General features: G+C 70.1%; 11 protein-coding genes and 1 pseudogene. 6 read left to right on the top strand and 6 right to left on the bottom strand.

The features are described from left to right. From ACIBEF_RS23975 to ACIBEF_RS23965, 3 genes and pseudogenes are all read right to left on the bottom strand, one after another. Positions 1–230, bottom strand: a pseudogene (locus tag ACIBEF_RS23975) (phytochelatin synthase); the annotation flags it as partial. Between the two features lie 512 nt (positions 231–742). Then, a complete protein-coding gene (locus tag ACIBEF_RS23970) occupies positions 743–1465 on the bottom strand; it encodes an alpha/beta hydrolase (RefSeq protein ID WP_396795381.1) in 723 nt (240 codons plus the stop codon). Between the two features lie 65 nt (positions 1466–1530). Next, the gene (locus ACIBEF_RS23965; RefSeq protein ID WP_238671532.1) at positions 1531–1719 is read right to left on the bottom strand and encodes a hypothetical protein; all 189 of its coding nucleotides are present in this window, start codon (positions 1717–1719) and stop codon (positions 1531–1533) included. 20 nt (positions 1720–1739) lie between these two features. Here ACIBEF_RS23965 and ACIBEF_RS23960 point away from each other — a divergent pair, with 20 nt between their 5' ends. From ACIBEF_RS23960 to pulA, 5 genes are all read left to right on the top strand, one after another. Then, positions 1740–2591: a hypothetical protein gene (locus tag ACIBEF_RS23960; RefSeq protein ID WP_396795379.1), complete on the top strand. Its 852-nt coding sequence runs from the start codon at positions 1740–1742 to the stop codon at positions 2589–2591. A gap of 37 nt (positions 2592–2628) precedes the next feature. Further along, positions 2629–3018: a hypothetical protein gene (locus ACIBEF_RS23955; protein ID WP_357234833.1), complete on the top strand. Its 390-nt coding sequence runs from the start codon at positions 2629–2631 to the stop codon at positions 3016–3018. Positions 3019–3116: 98 nt separating this feature from the next. Then, positions 3117–3791: a hypothetical protein gene (locus tag ACIBEF_RS23950; RefSeq protein WP_396795378.1), complete on the top strand. Its 675-nt coding sequence runs from the start codon at positions 3117–3119 to the stop codon at positions 3789–3791. 93 nt (positions 3792–3884) lie between these two features. Then, positions 3885–4577, top strand: coding sequence for a cellulose binding domain-containing protein (locus ACIBEF_RS23945; RefSeq protein WP_396795377.1), 693 nt, complete (start codon positions 3885–3887; stop codon positions 4575–4577). Positions 4578–4686: 109 nt separating this feature from the next. Beyond that, positions 4687–10182, top strand: a complete 5496-nt coding sequence (pulA, locus tag ACIBEF_RS23940; RefSeq protein WP_396795376.1) for a pullulanase-type alpha-1,6-glucosidase — start codon at positions 4687–4689, stop codon at positions 10180–10182. An 80-nt stretch (positions 10183–10262) separates the two neighbouring features. Here pulA and ACIBEF_RS23935 read toward each other — a convergent pair whose 3' ends face one another. From ACIBEF_RS23935 to ACIBEF_RS23925, 3 genes are all read right to left on the bottom strand, one after another. Beyond that, positions 10263–11921: a hypothetical protein gene (locus tag ACIBEF_RS23935; protein WP_396795375.1), complete on the bottom strand. Its 1659-nt coding sequence runs from the start codon at positions 11919–11921 to the stop codon at positions 10263–10265. Positions 11922–12213: 292 nt separating this feature from the next. Beyond that, the gene (locus ACIBEF_RS23930; protein ID WP_396795374.1) at positions 12214–14070 is read right to left on the bottom strand and encodes a hypothetical protein; all 1857 of its coding nucleotides are present in this window, start codon (positions 14068–14070) and stop codon (positions 12214–12216) included. Between the two features lie 431 nt (positions 14071–14501). Continuing rightward, positions 14502–15983 carry an aminopeptidase P family protein gene (locus tag ACIBEF_RS23925; protein ID WP_396795373.1) on the bottom strand — a complete coding sequence of 494 codons (1482 nt, stop codon included), beginning with the start codon at positions 15981–15983 and terminating at the stop codon, positions 14502–14504. Positions 15984–16115: 132 nt separating this feature from the next. Here ACIBEF_RS23925 and asnB point away from each other — a divergent pair, with 132 nt between their 5' ends. After that, a complete protein-coding gene (asnB, locus tag ACIBEF_RS23920) occupies positions 16116–18077 on the top strand; it encodes an asparagine synthase (glutamine-hydrolyzing) (RefSeq protein WP_396795372.1) in 1962 nt (653 codons plus the stop codon). Positions 18078–18172 lie beyond the last annotated feature (95 nt).

Genomic DNA, 18172 nt, shown 5'->3' with positions numbered 1-18172 from the left:
AGCGCGTTACGCGTCGCGGCGGGCCCGCAGTAGTAGAAGTTCGGCTGCGCCTCGTAGCGCACACCGAGCTCCCGCTCGCCGTGACCCTTACGGTCGGTCTGCGTCTGCGTGGCCGGCTTGCTGGTGGTGGGTGCGGCGAACGCGGTGGTCACCGGTCCGGCGATGGCACCGCCGGTGAACGCGAGCCCGGCGGCGGTCAGGGCGGTCTTACGGATCAGATCGGTACGCATGATGGCGTGCTCCTCTGCCTCAGGGGGAAACCCACACCACACCAGGGGGGTGGTGGATGGTGGCGCGGGAAAGTTCATCTGCCCGGCGACCCACAACGGGGGCCGGCGTCGGGACAGGGTGTAACCGTTCGCGGTGGCAGGTCATTCCGCCTACCCGCAGGGGGTCGGCCGTTGTGGTACTCGGCCGTTCGGGGGGTGTAACCGAGGCGGCCTGCCGGGTGTTCCCGGGGGCCTGCGCCCTGCGACTCGACGGGCGCGGTGGTCTGCCAGGTATAACGACCCCGGCCGGCCGCCGATTCCGCCGCCGGGGTGGCCCCGACCACCCGACATTCACCCCGAACCCGACAAACCGCCCGACCTGTCACCCCGCCGAACCCGACATCGCGGCCACCGCAGCATGATCCACTCGGGTTCATTGAAAACGCGGTGTCCTGATGCCGGAGACCCCCCGACATCATGAAACCCGAGTCGATCATGCCGCCGTGCATCGGCGCCGGGCGGGGCGGGAGCGGTCAGGTTGCGTCGAGCAGTTCCAGGACGGCGTCGCGGGCGGCCAGGACGGCTGCCTCGGACTGCGGGCCGTGGTTGAGGATGTCGAAGGAGTGCTGCCCGTCCGGCACCTCGATCACCTGCATCGGCCAGCCCTTGGCGGTCGCCGCGGGGAGGAACGCGTCGATGCCGGCCAGGACCGGCGGGATGTCCTGACCGGCGCGGGTCAGCACCAGTGGCACGTCGGTGCCGGAGCTGAGTGCCTCGACCGGCAGGAACCGGGCGTCGACCTCCCAGCCGGGGAACGGAACGAGCAGCGGGTACGTCAGTGCGATCCCGCGTAGCCAGGCCGGTGGGACGCGCAGCCAGTCGGCCGCGAAGAGGCCGCCGCCGGAGAAGAACCACAGCACCACCCGCTCGGGGTCGACCCGCGGATCGGCGCGGACCTGCTCGACCATGGCGGCGATGTCGTCGGCTGCGGCGGGCAGCGCGGACAGGTCGGACACCTGGTAGCTGACCAGCGCGGTGACCACGCCGCTCGCGGCGAGCAGCGCGCCGTAGCCGCGATAGAGCAACCAGTCGCGAGGGTCGGGCGCGTCGGGTGGCAGCGGAGCGCCGTGCACCACCACGACGGCCGGCGCGCGACCGGTGTGGGTGGGCAGGTGCAGGTCGACGTTGCCGTGTCGTTCGACCGGCGCGGCCGGGATGGACAGGACGAAGGGCCGTTGTGCGACGGGCGTCGTCATGGCCTCATCGTAACGATCACCAACCTGCCCGGCTGCCCCAACGATGATCTACAAAGGACGGTGGGTCAGGTCGGGTCACCGGGTTTCGCGGCATCGCTGGCCTGGGCGTGCCGCTCCAGCAGCCGCTGCCGGATCTCCTCCGGGGTGTACGCGCGCCGACGTCGTTCGGCCCGCGCGATGACCACGCCGGAGGCCGCGACACCGGCGAGCCCGGCCAGCCCGAGAACCTTCCACCACCGCATTCGTTGCCGCATCGGCCCTAGGCTAGACCCTCATGAGCATCAGCCTGGATGAGGCCGTCGAGTTGACCCGCACCGGTGACGTGTGGGTGTTCCGGGGCCGCAGCGTGCCGGACCGGGCGATCCAGTTCACCACCAACAGCCCGGTGAATCACGTCGGGATGGCGGTGGTGCTGGACGACATGCCGCCGCTGATGTGGCACGCGGAGTTGGGCAGGTCGTTGCCGGACCTGTGGTCGGGCGGCCACCAACGTGGCGTCCAGCTGCACGACCTGCGGGACGCGGTCTGCGTCTGGGCCAACCGGTACGGCCAACGGGCCTGGTTGCGGCAGCTCGATCCGCCGGTCGACGCGGAGATGGAGCGGGCGGTGCTGCGGACGATCGCGCGGTTGGACGGCACGCCGTTCCCGTCGACCGCCCAGTTGGCGTGGCGTTGGGTGCGGGGTCGGGTGCCGGCGCTGCCGCGTCCCGGCCGGCTTCCCGCGTTGCCGCACCTCGGTGGGCTGTCGGCGTTGGCACGCCTCGGCCAGCCGACACCTCACCCCGACCGGACCGAGCACCCCAACCGGACCGAGCACCCCAACCGGACCGAGCACCCCGACCGGACCGAGCACCCCGACCGGACCGAGCTCCCCAACCCGACCGACCGCGCCAACCCTTCCGGCCCGGCCAGCTCGGCCCGGTCGGCGGGGGAGCGGGACCGGGCGCTGGAGACGGCGTACTGCGCCGAGGTGGTGGCGGTGACCTATGAGGCAATGGGGTTGCTGCCGGCGGGTCGACGTCCGAACTGGTACGACCCGGGGCGGTTCTGGAGCGGGGACGACCTGGGTCTGGCCGCCGACGCCCGGTTGGGTTCCGAGATCGAGGTTCAGGTGCCGCCGCGCTGAGGTTTGAGCTGTGCGGTGACCGGCAATTGCTGTGGCCGTGAACGCCTCCACGGACCTTGACACGTTGGCCGACTTCTTCGACCGGTACGGCGTGGCGTTGACCTCGGGCGATCTGCCGGCCATCGCCGGCTGCTACGCCCTGCCGGGGCTGGTGGTGGCTGACACCTACAGTTTCTCGTTCACGTCCGCGGCTGCGGTGGCGCTGTCCTTCGTGGGCGCCGCACCCGACTACCAGGACCGGGAGTTGGTCGCGGCCCACGCCCGGATCGAGGACGTTCAGGCGGTGTCCGCGCTGTTGACGATGGTGGCAGTGGAGTGGGAGTTCCTGGACTGTCGAGGGCAGGCGGTGCCGGGGGAGCGGTACCGCTACCTGCTGCGGATCTCTGATGACGGACCACTGATCTGCACTGTCGTCCGGACGGGCTGACCGACGGGGGCCGGTTGGCCCGATCCGTACCCACCCGGTTTCGGGTCCGTGCGGCGCTGGCTACGTTGTCGCGTCGGTGGGGGACGAGGGGAGACCTGATGGCGGTGCGGCCGGACGGTGCGGCAGATTCGCGGGCGGCGCGGGTGTTGGCGTCGGTGCCGTGGATCGTGGTGCTGCTCGGCGTGTGCGCGCTGGTGGTGCTCCTGGTGATCGCGCTGCTGTCGTTTCGCACCAGGGAGCGGGACGCGCCGAAGCAGGCCGCGCCTCCGGCGTTCCTGCCGACCGTGCCGGCCGCCGCGTCGGCCACCGGTGGGCCGACTCCGGCCGCCGTGGAGCGGCGCTCGGTGTCGCCGCGACCGTCACGCAGTAGCCGGACACCGTCACCGCGGGCCACCGTCACCGGCTCGCCGACCCCGGTGCGGACGAGCGTCCTGATTGCGCCGTCGGCGCAGGACGCGGTCAGCGCCCGGTACGAGGTCGGTTCGAACGGCTGGGACGGGGATTCGGCGGTCCTGTCGATCGCCAACGAGTCGGGTCGGTCGGCGGACTGGCAGGTGGAACTGCTGTTCGACGACGACACCTGGACTCTGCGAGTGGGTGATGACTCGGGCGTCTCGGTGCGGGGGCGCGGGCACGGGGAGTTCGTCCTGCGCGGCACCCGTTCGCTGGACGCGGGCGACTCCCGGACGCTACGGCTGCGCGTCGGCTGGGGTGACTCGGCGCAGCGACCGGTCAAGTGCACCGTCAACGGGGTCGACTGCCGGATCGGCTGAGCCACCGCCACTGCTGCACCGCTGCACCGGCAAGGCTTTCCGGGCCGGGCCGCCGATCGCTACGCTGCGCGGACGGTCCGCTGAAGGAGGTACATGTCCGGCATGCGCCGTGTTCCGCGCCCACCACACGGTCCGGTGGCAATCGCCACGTCACCCTGGATCGTGGTCGGCGCCGGTGTCGTCGTGATGGTGGTTCTGCTCATCGTGGCCCTGGGCGCGTACCGGGGACGTAGCCCCGCGCCGGACGGCACGCAACCGCCGGCGCTGCCGGTGCCGTCGGCGGTGGTGGCGCCGAGCGTGCCCACCTCGGTGCCGTCTCCAGCGCCGGTGCTGCCGGGGATATCCGGCCGTGCGAACGGGCTGCCGCCGAGCGCCGCGGCCGGGTCTGCGTCACCATCGGCCGATCCGACGGCCGGTCCGGCCGGGAAGCCGGCGGCGACGCCGTCGCCGAGCCGGGCCGCGCCGGGGCAGCCGGCGATGATCGGGCGGTACCGGGTGGTGCAGAGCTTCGACGGGGGCTTCATCGGTGAGGTGGCGATGGTCAACACGTCCACCCGCAGCCGTGGTTGGACGGTGCGGTTGGAGTTCGCCGGTGGACGGCTGGTGACCTCCTGGGTGGAGGGCGTCCCACAGGGGACGATCCGCCAGTTCGACGACGGCTTCACGTACGTCAGCGGGGTCGACGTGTCGCCGGGTGGTTCGGTGTCGTTGCGGTTCCACATGGAGCGGGCCCCCGCCACGCCACGGGAGTGCACTGTCGACGGGACGCGCTGCAACGGGCTCTGACCGGCGCTTCCGCAAGGACGTGCTGTGTTGCGACCATGTTTGCAAGGTATTGCAGAATGTTTCGGCAAGGGTTAGCGTGCGGCCAATCAGCGACCAGAGGAAGGCGTCGATGAAACCCCCGCCGATACCGCGCACCGCTCTGCTGGCCCTTGCCTCCCTGCTCACCGTCACGCTCGTCGGCGCTCCGGTCGCCGTGCACCCCGCCGCCGCAAGCTCACGGCCGTCCGACGACGCCCCGACCGCGATCGGCGGCGCGACCCAGTGGCGTGCCGAACCCAGCGCCGAGGCGCTGCTGAAGGCCGGCGGCAACTCTGCCCGAGCCGAGCAGTTCTACTTCGTCCTGCCGGACCGGTTCGCCAACGGAGACCCGCGCAACGACCGGGGCGGCCTCACCGGCGACCGGCTGCGGACCGGCCTCGACCCGACCGACAAGGGCTTCTACCACGGCGGCGACCTCAAGGGCGTCATCGACAAGTTGGACTACATCCAGGGGATGGGCACCACGGCCATCTGGCTCGCCCCGATCTTCAAGAACCGGCCGGTGCAGGGTGCCGGCAACGACATCTCGGCCGGCTACCACGGTTACTGGATCACCGACTTCACCCAGGTGGACCCGCACTTCGGCACGATGGAAGAGATGAAGCGGCTGGTCAAGCTCGCCCACCAGCGTGGCCTCAAGATCTACCTTGACGTGATCGTCAACCACACCGCCGACGTGATCAAGTACGCCGAGGACAGGTACGCGTACGTGGACAAGGCGACCTCGCCGTACACCGACGCGCAGGGCCGGGCGTTCGAGGACCGCAACTACGCCGACGGCTCCCGGGCGTTCCCGCCGGTCGACAAGGAGTCCTTCCCGTACACGCCGACGTTCGCCGACCCGAAGGACGCGAGCGTCAAGGTCCCGGCCTGGCTGAACGACGCGACCATGTACCACAACCGGGGTGACTCCACCTTCGCGGGCGAGAACAGCGAGTACGGCGACTTCTTCGGCCTCGACGACCTGTGGACCGAGCGTCCCGAGGTGGTGCGGGGCTTGACCAAGGCGTACGGGGACTGGATCGGCGCGACCGGCGTCGACGGCTTCCGGTTGGACACCGTGAAGCACGTCAACATGGACTTCTGGCCGCAGTTCAGCCAGGGCATTGAGCGGGCTGCGGAGAAGGCCGGCAAGAAGGACTTCTTCATGTTCGGCGAGGTGTACAGCGCCGACCCGGAGATCAGCTCCAGCTACGTCCGCCAGGGTGGCCTGCCGGCCACCCTCGACTTCGCCTTCCAGGAGGCCGCGCGGGGCTTCACCGCCGGTGCCGGCTCCGCGAAGGCGCTCGCCGACGTGTACGCCCGCGACGACCTGTACGCGGCCCGGGACACCGACGCGGGTCGGTTGACCACCTTCCTCGGCAACCACGACATGGGCCGGATCGGATCGTTCATCGCCGGCGGTGGCAGCGACCCGGCCAGCCACCTGCGTCGTGACCAGCTCGCGCACCAGTTGATGTTCCTGACCCGGGGCCAGCCGGTGGTCTACTCCGGCGACGAACAGGGCTTCACCGGCCCCGGCGGGGACAAGGACGCCCGGCAGGACATGTTCGCGTCGAAGGTTGCCGACTACCTCGACGACGACCTGCTCGGCACCGACCGGACGCACGCCAGCGACCAGTTCGACCCGACCCACCCGCTGTACCGGACCATCGCCGACCTGGGCCGGCTGCGCCAGGCCCACCCGGCGTTGCGCGACGGCGTGCAGGTCACCCGGTACGCAGCCGACGGGCCGGGCGTCTTCGCCGCCTCCCGCATCGCCCCGTCCGACCGCACCGAGTACGTGGTGGCCGTCAACAACGCCGACACCGCGCAGACTGTCACGGTGGACACCTGGTCGGCCGGCGCCACCTTCACCGGCATCTACGGCGGCACCGACCGCGCCACCGCTGGCGGGGACGGCGAACTGACCCTCACCGTGCCGCCGTTGTCGGCGGCGGTGTACCGGGCCGGCAGACCCGTCGCACCGGCGGCCGACAAGCCGACCATCACCATCACCAGCCCGGTTCCGGACGCGGCGGTCGCCACCAGGGCAGCGGTCACCGCCCGGGTGACCGGCGACCCGCTGGCCACCGTCACCGTCGCGGCGCGGGTGGCCGGCGGTCGGTGGACACTGCTGGGCAGCGCCGACCACGCCCCGTACACGGTGCAGCACGACCTGACCGGACTGGCCGGCGGCACCCGGGTCGAGTACAAGGCGGTGGTCCGCGACGGTCGGGGTCGTACCGCCACCGCCCGGTCCACCGCCGTCGTGGGAACCCCGCCGCAGGGCAGCTCCCGGGAGTGGGCGGTGGTGCACTACCAGCGCCCGGCCGGAGGGTACGACGACTGGGGGCTGTACGCCTGGGGGGACATCGACCCGGCGTACGTCACCGAGTGGCCGAAGGGGCAGCCGTTCGCCGGGGAGGACTCCTACGGCCGGTTCGCCTGGGTGAAACTCAAGCCGGGCGCGACGTCGGTGAACTTCCTGGTTGTCGACAAGGCTGGTACGAAGGACGTCGCCCAGGACCGCAGCATCGACGTCACCCAGACCGGCGAGATCTGGCTCAAGCAGGGCGACCCGGCGATCTACCCGAGCAGGCAGGCGGCCGCCGGAGAACCGGAGCCGCCGGTCGAGGAGGGCACCGCCGTGCTCCACTATCGGCGGGCCGACGGCAACTACGACGGCTGGGGCCTGCACCTGTGGGACGGCGCGGCCAACCCGACCGAGTGGTCCGCCCCGCTGCGCCCGAGCACCGTCGACGCGTTCGGGGCGGTGTTCCGGGTGCCACTGGCGACCGGTGCCGCCGGCCTGAACTACATCATCCACAACGGCGACACCAAGGACCTGCCCGACGACCAGCGGCTCGACTTCGCCAGCGCCGGCCGGGAGGTGTGGCTGCTCGCCGCCACGCCCGGGCGCCTGCTGCCGTCGACGGCCACCACCGCCAGCGGAGACACCGACATCGGCAAGCAGGAGGCGCACTGGATCGACAGGTCCACTGTGGCGTGGCGGACACCGCCGACCGACGGGAAGACGTACGCGCTGGTCACCGCACCTACGGGCGGGGTCAGCGTGGTCGACGGCGAGTTGACCGGCACGTACACCGCGATGCCGCTGCGGGCGCAGCGCAACGGGCTCACCGAGGCCCAACGCGACAGGTTCCCGCACCTGTGGTCGTACCGTAGCTTCGCCCTGGACCGGGCGGACCTGGCCAAGGTCCCGGCGGCGCTGCGGGGGCAGCTGCTGGTCACCGAGCGCGACGCCGAGGGCGCGTTGCTCGCCGCGACCGGCGTGCAGATCCCCGGCGTGCTCGACGACGTGTACTCCCGCGCGACCGACGCCACGCTCGGGCCGACCTTCGCGGGGCGGACGCCGAGCCTCGCGCTCTGGGCGCCGACCGCCCACAGCGTGCGCCTGCACCTGTTCGACTCGCCCACCGCCGCACCGAAGACGGTGCCGATGCGCCGCGACGACCGTACCGGCGTCTGGTCGGTGCGCGGCGACCGCACCTGGGCCGGAAAGTTCTACCGGTACGAGGTGCGGGCGTGGCAGCCGGCGGCGCAGCGGATGGTCACCGCGTCGGTGACCGACCCGTACTCGGTGGCCCTCGCCGCCGACTCCACGCACAGCCAGCTCGTCGACCTGAACGACCCGGCGCTGGCACCCCCCGGGTGGCGCACGCTGCGCAAACCGGCTCCGGTGCCGGCCGCGAAGGCGCAGATCACCGAGTTGTCAGTGCGGGACTTCTCCATCGCCGACGACACCGTGCCGGCCGGGCGGCGGGGGACCTTCCTCGCGTTCACCGAGCCGGGAACCGCCGGCATGACCCACCTGCGGGCGCTCGGCGACGCCGGGGTCAACTACCTGCACCTGCTGCCGGCGTTCGACTTCGCGACGATCCCCGAGAAGCGGGCCGACCAGCGGCAGCCGGCCTGCGACCTGGCGGCGCTGCCGCCAGACTCTGCCGAGCAGCAGAAGTGCGTGGCGGCGGTCGCCGAGACCGACGGCTACAACTGGGGGTACGACCCGCTGCACTACACAGTGCCCGAGGGTGGCTACGCCGTCGACCCGGTCGGCGCGGCGCGGACCACCGAGTTCCGGCGGATGGTCGCCGGGGTGAACGACGCCGGGCTGCGGGTGATCATGGACGTGGTCTACAACCACACGTCGGCCGCCGGCACGGACGCGAAGTCCGTGCTCGACCAGATCGTGCCCGGCTACTACCACCGGCTGCTCGAGGACGGCGCGGTGGCCAACTCCACCTGCTGCGCCAACACCGCTCCCGAGCACGCCATGATGGGCAAGCTGGTGGTCGACTCGCTGGTCACCTGGGCGCGACAGTACAAGGTGGACGGCTTCCGCTTCGACCTGATGGGCCACCACCCGAAGGCGAACATCCTGGCCGTCCGGGCGGCCCTGGACCGGTTGACCGTCGCCCGCGACGGCGTGGACGGCAAGGCGATCATGCTCTACGGCGAGGGCTGGAACTTCGGCGAGGTCGCCAACGACGCCCGTTTCGTCCAGGCCACCCAGGCCAACATGGCCGGCACCGGCATCGGCACCTTCAACGACCGGCTGCGCGACGCGGTGCGCGGCGGCGGACCGTTCGACGAGAACCCGAGGGTGCAGGGTTTCGCCTCCGGGCTCTACACCGACCCGAACGGCGACCCGGTCAACGGGTCACCGGCCGAGCAGAAGGCCCGGCTGCTGCGCGCCCACGACCTGATCAAGGTGGGGCTGACCGGCAACCTGCGCGACTACCAGTTCACCGACAGCGCCGGGCACGAGGTCACCGGGGCGCAGGTCGACTACAACGGCTCCCCGGCCGGCTACACGGCAGCGCCCGGCGAGGCCGTCACCTACGCCGACGCGCACGACAACGAGATCCTGTACGACGCGTTGGCGTACAAACTGCCGCAGGCCACCTCGGCGACCGACCGTTCCCGGATGCAGGTGCTGGCGTTGGGCACTGTGGTGCTGGGACAGGGCACCGGGTTCGTCACCGCCGGCACCGAACGGTTGCGGTCGAAGTCGCTGGACCGCAACTCGTACAACTCCGGTGACTGGTTCAACCAGATCCGCTGGGGTTGTGAGCAGGGCAACGGGTTCGGCGCCGGTCTGCCGCCCGCGCCCGACAACGAGGCCAAGTGGCCGTACGCGAAGCCGCTGCTGGCCGACCCGGCGCTGGTGCCGGACTGCGCGGCGATCAACACCACCGACGCCCGGTACGCCGAGTTGCTGCGCGTCCGGGCGTCGTCGCCGGTGTTCGGGCTGGCCACCGCCGAGCAGGTACAGCGACGGGTGGCGTTCCCGCTGTCCGGCGCGCAGGAGACGCCGGGTGTGCTGACCATGACCCTGGACGCCAAGGGGCTGGGCGGGCCGTGGAAGTCGCTGACCGTCGTCTTCAACAGCACCCCGTCGGCGGCCGACCAGACGGTGACCGGACTGCGCGGAGCAGACGTGGCACTGCACCCGGTGCTTGTCGACTCGGCCGACCCGGTGCTGCGTACCGCCTCGTTCGACCGGGCGGCCGGCACGTTCACCGTACCGGCGCGCAGCGTGGCGGTCTTCGTCCAGAAGTGACGTGAACCGGCCCCCTTCCGCGTCTCGCGGAAGGGGGCCGGCCGTCGTGCTGGCGCTACGCCGTGCTCACCCTGAGGTGATCAGGCGAAGCAGTTCTCGATGGTGCCGCCCGGAATGGCCAGGCAGTTGGTCGGACGGTTCGCGGTGATGGCGGACTTGTCGTCCACGTTCACGTCTCCGAAGAAGCTGAAGACACCGCCCGGCTCGAAGGTGGAGAAGTTGTGGGCGACCTTCGTCTTCGACAGGTTGACCTCGCCGAAGATGTTGAAGATGCCGCCGCCGACCCCGATCGGGCCGATGGCCCGGTTGCCGACGACCTCGCTGTCGCGCAGCGTCGTGACGCTGCCGGCGTTGAAGAGCCCGCCGCCGAAGAAGCCGGCGGTGTTGTCCTTGATGCTGCTCTTCTCGAAGGTGACCGCGCTGTCGAAGGCGATGGCCACACCGCCACCGACACCGGCGGTGCTGTTCCGCTCCACCGAGACCTCGTGCAGGTTGAGCTGGCTGTCCGCCGCGGCCAGGCCGCCGCCGGCGAGGACTGCGGTGTTCGAGACGAACTTGGTCCCGTACGCCGTGGTGTTGCCCTCGATGTCGAGGTAGCCACCGCCGAAGCCGAGGGTCTCGTTGTCGGTGATCTCGGCCTTCTTGAGCTCGACCGTTCCGCCGTCGACGTCGTCGGCGAAGATCCGAGCGGCGCCGTTGGAGATACCGCCACCACCGATGATGGCGGTGTTGTCCTTGATCTTCGACTCCTCGACCTTGAGCAGGCCGGCGTTGAAGACACCGCCACCGAAGAAGAAGGCGGTGTTACGGGTCACGGTGCTGTGCCAGATCTTCGTGGTGCCGAAGTTGGCCACACCACCACCGTTGCCGCCCGACTGGTTCAGGACGACCTCGGACTCCAGGATCTCGGCGGTGCCGCCCGGCTGGACCAGGATGCCGGCGCCATCGGTGTCCTCCGGGTACTCCACGAGCGGCGTGACGACACCCGCCTTGGCAGCCGGCGCGGCCTTGGCCGTGACCTTCGGAGCGGCCGTGAGGCCCGCCTTCGGGTTGGCCTGCCGGGCGGTGAGCGCCTGGTTCAGCGGAACGCCCGCCTTCACCTGAGCCGCGATCGCCTCGGAGTCCGAGTACGACGCCCAGACGGCCGCCGGCTCGACGCTGTTGTACCGCTCGAGGGTCTGTCCACCCTTGATGGTCAGGCCCTTGATGGTGAGGTGACCGCCCGCGCCGACGTTGAGGATGCGGAAGTAGTCCGCGGTGGCTTCCCGGGCGATCGTCGTGTGCTCACCCTTCAGGGTGATGCGCTCGGTGATGACCGGCAGGCCGTTGCCCTGGTAGTCGTTGCGGCTCAGGTTGTAGGTGCAGCCCTTGGCCAGCTCCAGCACACCGCCGTGCTTGTTGTTGGCGAACACGATCGCCTGAATCAGCTTGTCGGTGTCGCAGGGCACCTCCTTCCCGCGCTCGTGGTCCTTGTCCCGGTCCTTGTCCTTGTCCTTGTCCTTGTTCCGGTCCTCGTCCTTGTTCCAGTCGCGCGACTCGTCACCCCGCTGGTCGCCGTCCTTGCTGACCTGCGCGGTGTTCCAGTTCAAGCCGACCGCTCCGGCGCTGCCCGCGACGCCCACCGCCGCGAGACTGATCACGCCCGTCAAACCGGCCACGCCACTGGCGAGCCAGAGCTTGCGGCGGCTCTTGGCCGTCGCCCGCCCGGAGGCTTCGTTGTTCGTTAGGTAGTTGGACATCGGAGCTCTCTGCCCTCTCCTCGTACCAGACAGGGTCGCCGCCGTCAGACGGGCGTCCCCTGCTACAAATCGGTTGTAGCTCCCAAAACCACCGTATGAGAAGGTTCCTCGCCTCGCGGGCTTATCCGAGAGAAGCCCACATTCGGTTCATGTTGCCCCCAGCGAGGCCGCACCGGCGCATCGCGGCCCAAGCCGGCCGGCAGGCTCCTGACCTGCCCAAATGGGTACGCCCCTCCGAGCCGTCACGGCTCGGAGGGGCGCGCCCTCTATGTGGATCAGCCACCCGTTCCGGTCAGAAGCAGTCAGGAACGTTCAGGCAGTTGGTGGGGCGGTTGGCGGACACCACGGACTCGTCGTCCAGCCGTACCTGGCTGAAGAGGCCGTTGGAGATCCCGCCGGGCGGCAGGGTGGCGAAGTTGTGCGTCACCTTCGTCCGGTGGAGGCTGACCTCGCCGCCGTCGGTGTTGTAGATGCCGCCGCCGCTGCCGACCGGGCCGACGGCCCGGTTGCCGGTCACCTCGCTGTCGCGCAGCGTGGTGACGCTGTCCTCGTTGTAGAGGCCGGCGCCGAAGAAACCGGCCGTGTTGTCCTTGATCCTGCTGTTCTCGATCGTTGCGACGCTGTCGAAGGCCACGGCCAGGCCGCCACCCACGCCAGCGGTGCTGTTCTTGACCACCGAGGCGTCCTTGAGGGTGAGCTGGCTGTCGGCCACCGCGACGCCACCACCGGCGAGGACCGCTGTGTTGTCACTGACCGTCGTCTCGTGCAATGTCGTGGTGCCCTCGACATCCAGGACGCCGCCGCCGAAGCCGAGCGTCTCGTTGTCGGAGACCTCGCTCTTGTAGACCCAGACCGAGCCGCCGTCGACATCCTCGGTGAAGATGTCGGCAGCGCCGTTGGAGATGCCGCCGCCGCCGACGATCCCGGTGTTGTCCTTGATCTTCGACTCGTCGACCTGGAGTACGCCGGCGTTGAAGACACCGCCACCGAAGAAGAACGCCGTGTTGTGCGCAACCGTCGTCTTGCTGAGCCTGGTGCTGCCGAAGTTGGCCAACCCGCCGCCGTTGCCGCCGGACTGGTTGTAGAGCAACTCGCTGTCCAGGATCTCCGCGCGACCACCGGGCTGCACCAGCACCCCGGCGCCGTCGGTGAACCCAGGCTGCTCAACCAGCGGCACGACCGCCGTACCGGCACCCGCCGGCTTCGCCGCCGCGGCTACCGGCTTGGCCGGGGCGGCCTTGGTTGCTGCCGCGGCCGGCTTGGCGGCTGCCTTCGCGGTGGCCTTCGCAGGCGCTGCCTTTGCGGTGGCCTTGGCAGGCGCTGCCTTCGCGGCCGGCTTGGCAGCGGTTGCTGCCGGCTTCGCTGCCGCTGCTGCCGCTGGCTTGGCGGTGGGCGCGGCAGTCGCCGACTTCGCGGCGGGCGTCGCCGCTGCCGGTGGTGTGGCCTTGGTCGAGCGGACCTGGGCCGAGTACGGCGCCCAGACCGTCGCCGGGTCGGCGGCTATCGCTGACTGAAGGGTCTGGCCACCCCTGATGCTCAGGCCCTTGAGAGTGAGGTGCCCGCCAGCCCCGACGTTGAGAATGCGGAAGTAGTCGGCAGTGGCTTCGCGGCCGATGGTGGTGTGCTCGCCCTTGAGGGTGATGCGCTCGGTGATCACCGGGAGGCCGTTGCCGTCCTGGTTGCGAGTCAGGGTGTAGGTGCAGCCCCTGGCCAGCTCCAGCACGCCGCCGTCATCGTTGTTGGCGAACGTGATCGCCTGGATCAGCTTGTCGGAGTCGCACGGGACCTGCCTGGTGCGGTCCTTCTCGTCGTGCTTGCCGTCCTCGCGGTCCTTGTCATCCTTGCCGGACCGGTCGTCGAAGCCGCTCCACTCGTCGCCGCCCCACTCGTCGTCCTGACCGCCGTCGTCCTTGGCGCCGCCCTTGTTCGCGCCGCCGTCGTCGCTGACGTTCTGCCGGTTGGTCGATGGCTGAGCGTCCGACACCTGGTCGGACTTGGGCTTGTCGTCCCGAGCGGCGACGCCGCCGAGGGCCGCCAGGCCGACCACGCCGGTCAGCCCGGCTACGCCGGCGACCCAGAGCGCCCGCCTTCGCCGTGTTGGCGGAGCTGTCGAGGCCCCGCCGTCGGTACTCGTTACGTCGTTGGACATCAGAGCCTTCCGCCCTTTCCTGCTACCAGACGGGATCGCACCGCCCGAGGCGCCACGACCAGCTACAAATGGGTTGTAGCCTCTGATCCTCACCGTATGAGAACCATCTTCGCGATGCGGACGTATCCGAGATAACCACGCATTCAGCGCACGTCAGGTGAGGGCGGCCAACCGGTCCGGGCCGGCGGAAAGGACCCGAGCAGCACAAACACCGGCGGACGACGCACAGCCTCGGTTTCGCTGAAAACGCGGCATCCGAGCGAGCGGGACAGCGCGACTTCACGGAAACCGAGTTGATCACGGCAAAAGCCCCTGGCCGCCGGCCCTCAGCGAGGGGCGGGCGGGCCAGGGGCGGAGCGTGACCCGCCAGCGCCCCTAGGCGAGGGCACTGGCGGGTCAGCCTGGTCTAGCGGGTCAGGCGGGTAGGCGGGTCAGCTGGGCAGGCGGGGGCCGGCTTCGCGCTGCTCGGCCAGCCAGGTCTCCACCTCGTCGGAGGTGCGGGGCAGCCCGGCCGACAGGTTGACCGCGCCGGTCGCGGTGACCAGCACGTCGTCCTCGATCCGGATGCCCACACCCCGCAACTCGGCGGGGACCAGCTCGTCCTCCGGCTGGAAGTACAGACCGGGCTCGACGGTGAGCACGTAGCCCTCGCCGAGCGCGCCGTCGCGGTACGTCTCCTTGCGGGCGTTGGAGCAGTCGTGCACGTCGATGCCGAGCATGTGGCCGAAGCCGTGCAGCGTCCACCGCCGGTAGACGGTCGACTTCTCGTCCATCGCCTCGTCCACGCTCACCGGCAGCAGGCCCAGGTCGGACAGGCCCTCGGCCAGGACCCGCATGCAGGTCAGGTGGACGTCCTTGAACTTCACGCCGGGGCGGATGGCCTCGATGCCGGCCTGCTGCGAGGCGTACACGATGTCGTAGACCTGGCGTTGCAGGGCGGTGAACCGACCGTTCACCGGAAGCACCCGGGTGACGTCGGCGGTGTAGAGGTTGCGACCCTCGACGCCCATGTCCATCAGCAGCAGGTCACCCGGCCGGGTGGCGCCGTGGTTGTGGACCCAGTGCAGGATCGTGGCGTGTTCGCCGGCGCCGACGATCGAGCTGTACCCGACGTCGTTGCCGTCGTGGCGGGCCCGCAGCGCGAAGACACCTTCCAGGAGCCGCTCGGAGACCGCCCGGTCGGCCGGCAGGATCCGGGCGACGTCCTCGAAGCCGCGTACGGTGGCGTCGATCGCGTCCTGGAGTTGGCCGATCTCCCACTCGTCCTTGACCAGCTTCATCTCCGATATGGCGATGGCCAGCTCGCGGTCCCGGGCGGGCTGGCCGTCGGTGCGGGGCCCGTCGTAGGGGCGGACGGCCGCGTCCACCTGGGCGTCGAAACCGCGCAACACCCGGGTACGCCCCGGAGCCAGGTCGGCGAGCGTCGCCTCCAGGCCGGTCAGGTCGGCGGTCGGCAGGCCCACCTCGGTCGACTTCTCGCTGAGGGTGTGCCGCCGGCCCACCCACAGCTCGCCGTTGCGGCTGCGGAAGAACTCGTCGGTCTCCCGGGAGGACCGGGGCCGCATGTACAGCGTCGCGTCGTGCCCCGAGCCGTTCGGGCGCAGCACCAGGACGCTGTCGGCGTCGTGGTCGCCGGTCAGGTAGGCGAAGTCGCTGCCCGGCCGGAACGGATAGTCGGTGTCGTTGGCCCGGACCTTCTCGGTGCCGGTGGGGATCACCAGCGTCTCGCCGGGGAACGCCGCCGAGAGGGCCGCCCGCCGCTTGGCGTAGTTGGGCGTCTCCGGGCGGGGCGTCACGGGAAGCGCGGTGTCGCTCCAGCCCTGCCGCATGAAGGACAGGAACGCCTCCGGGAAGTCCGGATCGTGCGATTCCGTACCGTCCGTCGGCGTACCGTCGGTCTGTCCCTCGGTCATTGCGCCGCTCCCTCCGCTTCGTTGCTGGTCCCGACGGTACCGCGCGTCCGGTTGGCGGTGACGCCCCCTCGGAGTCGGGTGGATCGACGGACGGCTGCAAGGGCCGACAGCGCGCGTGGAAAGATGGCCACCATGTGCGGACTTCTGGCCTTCTTCAGCGCGAACGGCAACGCCGCAGCGCATCGCGACCACATCGCCGGAGCGTTGGAATGCCTGCACCACCGCGGCCCCGACGAGACAGGGGTCGAGGTGGTCGGCGACGCCTCCGGCCGGTACGCGGACGGCGTGTTCGCCCACAAGCGGCTGGCCATCATCGACGTCGCGTCGAGCCACGAGCCACTGCCCTACGCGAACGGCCGTTACCTGCTGACCTTCAACGGCGAGATCTACAACTACATCGAGCTGCGCGAGGAGTTGATCAGAAACTTCGGTGCCCAGTTCGCCACCGCCGGTGACGGCGAGGTGATCGTCGCGGGCTACCACTTCTGGGGTGAGCAGGTACTCACCCGGCTGCGGGGCATGTTCGCCTTCGTCATCTGGGACCGGCAGGAACGGCGGGCGTTCGGTGCCCGCGACTACTTCGGCATCAAGCCGATGCACTACCTGGAGACCGCCGACGGCCTCTACCTGGCTTCGGAGAAGAAGGCGCTGCTGCCGTTCGCGCACAGCAACTACCAGGGCGACGCGGGCGTCGACACGGCGAACCTGAGCCACTATCTGACCCTGCAGTACGTCCCCGAGCCCGGCACCCTGCACAAGGGCATCAGCCGGATCGGCTCCGGGGAGTACCTGAACTGGACCCCGGGCGGCCGGATCGACGTACGCCGGTGGTACCGGCCGGTGTTCCGGCCGGCGCCGGTCGACGACGAGCAGAGGCTCTACCACGAGATCCGCGAGACGCTGCGGGAGAGCGTGCGCATGCACATGCGCTCCGACGTGCCGGTCGGCTCGTTCCTGTCCAGTGGCATCGACTCCACAGCGGTGGTGGCGCTGGCGCGGGAGTTCAACCCGAACATCCTGACCTTCACCGTCGGCTACGACGTGCCGGGTTACTCGGAGATCGACGTCGCCCAGGATTCGGCCCGGCACCTCGACGTCACCACGATCCCCACCAAGATCGGTCCGCAGGACATGATCGACGCGCTGCCGAAGATCGTCTGGCACCTTGACGACCCGGTGGCCGACCCGGCGCTGGTACCGCTCTACTTCGTGGCGAAGAAGGCCGCCGAGCACGTCACCGTGGTGCTCTCCGGTGAGGGCGCGGACGAGTTCTTCGGCGGTTACACGATCTATCGGGAGCCGCTGTCGCTGGGCAGCGTCAACGGTCTGCCCGGCGGTGTGCAGAAGGGGCTGCGCGCGGTCTCCAAGGCGATTCCGCAGGGGGTCAAGGGCAAGAGCTTCCTGGAGCGCGGCACCACCCCGATCGAGGAGCGTTACTACGGCAACGCCCGGATGTTCACCGAGGAGGAGAAGCAGCACCTGATGCGCCGCTACGACGCCTCGGTGCGCTACACGGACGTCACCGCCCCGATCTACGCCGAGTGCACCGAGCTGGACGACGTCACCAAGATGCAGTACGTCGACCTCTACACCTGGCTGCGCGGCGACATCCTGGTCAAGGCCGACCGGATCTCGATGTCGCACTCGCTGGAGGTGCGGGTGCCGTTCCTCGACCGTGAGGTGTTCGACGTCGCGGCGAAGATCCCGGTGGACCTGAAGCTGCCGCCGCGCTCCGACGCCACCAAGTACGCGATGCGTCAGGCGTTGCAGGGTGTCGTACCGCCAGCCATCGTCAACCGCAAGAAGTTGGGCTTCCCGACCCCCACCCGGGTCTGGCTGCGCGGCGAGATGTACGAGTGGGCCCGGCACGTGCTGAGCACCTCGGGCGCGGGTGACCTGCTGGACCTGTCGTACGCGCTGCGGCTGCTCGACGAGCACAAGCGGGAGGAGGCCGACCACTCCCGCAAGGTGTGGACGGTGCTGATCTTCTGCATCTGGCACGCGATCTTCGTGGCCAAGACCCTCGACCCGGGTATCCAGCGCAACCAGTCCGCCCTGCTCACGAAGCCGGTGGTCGGTTCCATGGTCCGCTGACCCGGCCCGACGTCTCCCACATCGATCAAGAGGTTTGCGTCACCCGAGTTGCTCCAGGTGACGCAAACCTCTTGATCATCTAGCCGGGGTTGGGC

Source organism: Micromonospora sp. NPDC050795 (assembly GCF_044456785.1).
GTDB lineage: Bacteria > Actinomycetota > Actinomycetes > Mycobacteriales > Micromonosporaceae > Micromonospora.
This window is presented reverse-complemented; position numbering and strand designations above follow the sequence as displayed.

Excerpts from the sequence above, each read along its gene's own strand:
- ACIBEF_RS23970 (WP_396795381.1), bottom strand. The coding sequence starts at position 1,465 with ATGACGACGCCCGTCGCACAACGGCCCTTCGTCCTGTCCATCCCGGCC.
- ACIBEF_RS23965 (WP_238671532.1), bottom strand. The coding sequence starts at position 1,719 with ATGCGGCAACGAATGCGGTGGTGGAAGGTTCTCGGGCTGGCCGGGCTC.
- ACIBEF_RS23960 (WP_396795379.1), top strand. The coding sequence starts at position 1,740 with ATGAGCATCAGCCTGGATGAGGCCGTCGAGTTGACCCGCACCGGTGAC.
- ACIBEF_RS23950 (WP_396795378.1), top strand. The coding sequence starts at position 3,117 with ATGGCGGTGCGGCCGGACGGTGCGGCAGATTCGCGGGCGGCGCGGGTG.
- ACIBEF_RS23945 (WP_396795377.1), top strand. The coding sequence starts at position 3,885 with ATGTCCGGCATGCGCCGTGTTCCGCGCCCACCACACGGTCCGGTGGCA.
- pulA (WP_396795376.1), top strand. The coding sequence starts at position 4,687 with ATGAAACCCCCGCCGATACCGCGCACCGCTCTGCTGGCCCTTGCCTCC.
- ACIBEF_RS23935 (WP_396795375.1), bottom strand. The coding sequence starts at position 11,921 with ATGTCCAACTACCTAACGAACAACGAAGCCTCCGGGCGGGCGACGGCC.
- ACIBEF_RS23930 (WP_396795374.1), bottom strand. The coding sequence starts at position 14,070 with ATGTCCAACGACGTAACGAGTACCGACGGCGGGGCCTCGACAGCTCCG.
- ACIBEF_RS23925 (WP_396795373.1), bottom strand. The coding sequence starts at position 15,983 with ATGACCGAGGGACAGACCGACGGTACGCCGACGGACGGTACGGAATCG.
- asnB (WP_396795372.1), top strand. The coding sequence starts at position 16,116 with ATGTGCGGACTTCTGGCCTTCTTCAGCGCGAACGGCAACGCCGCAGCG.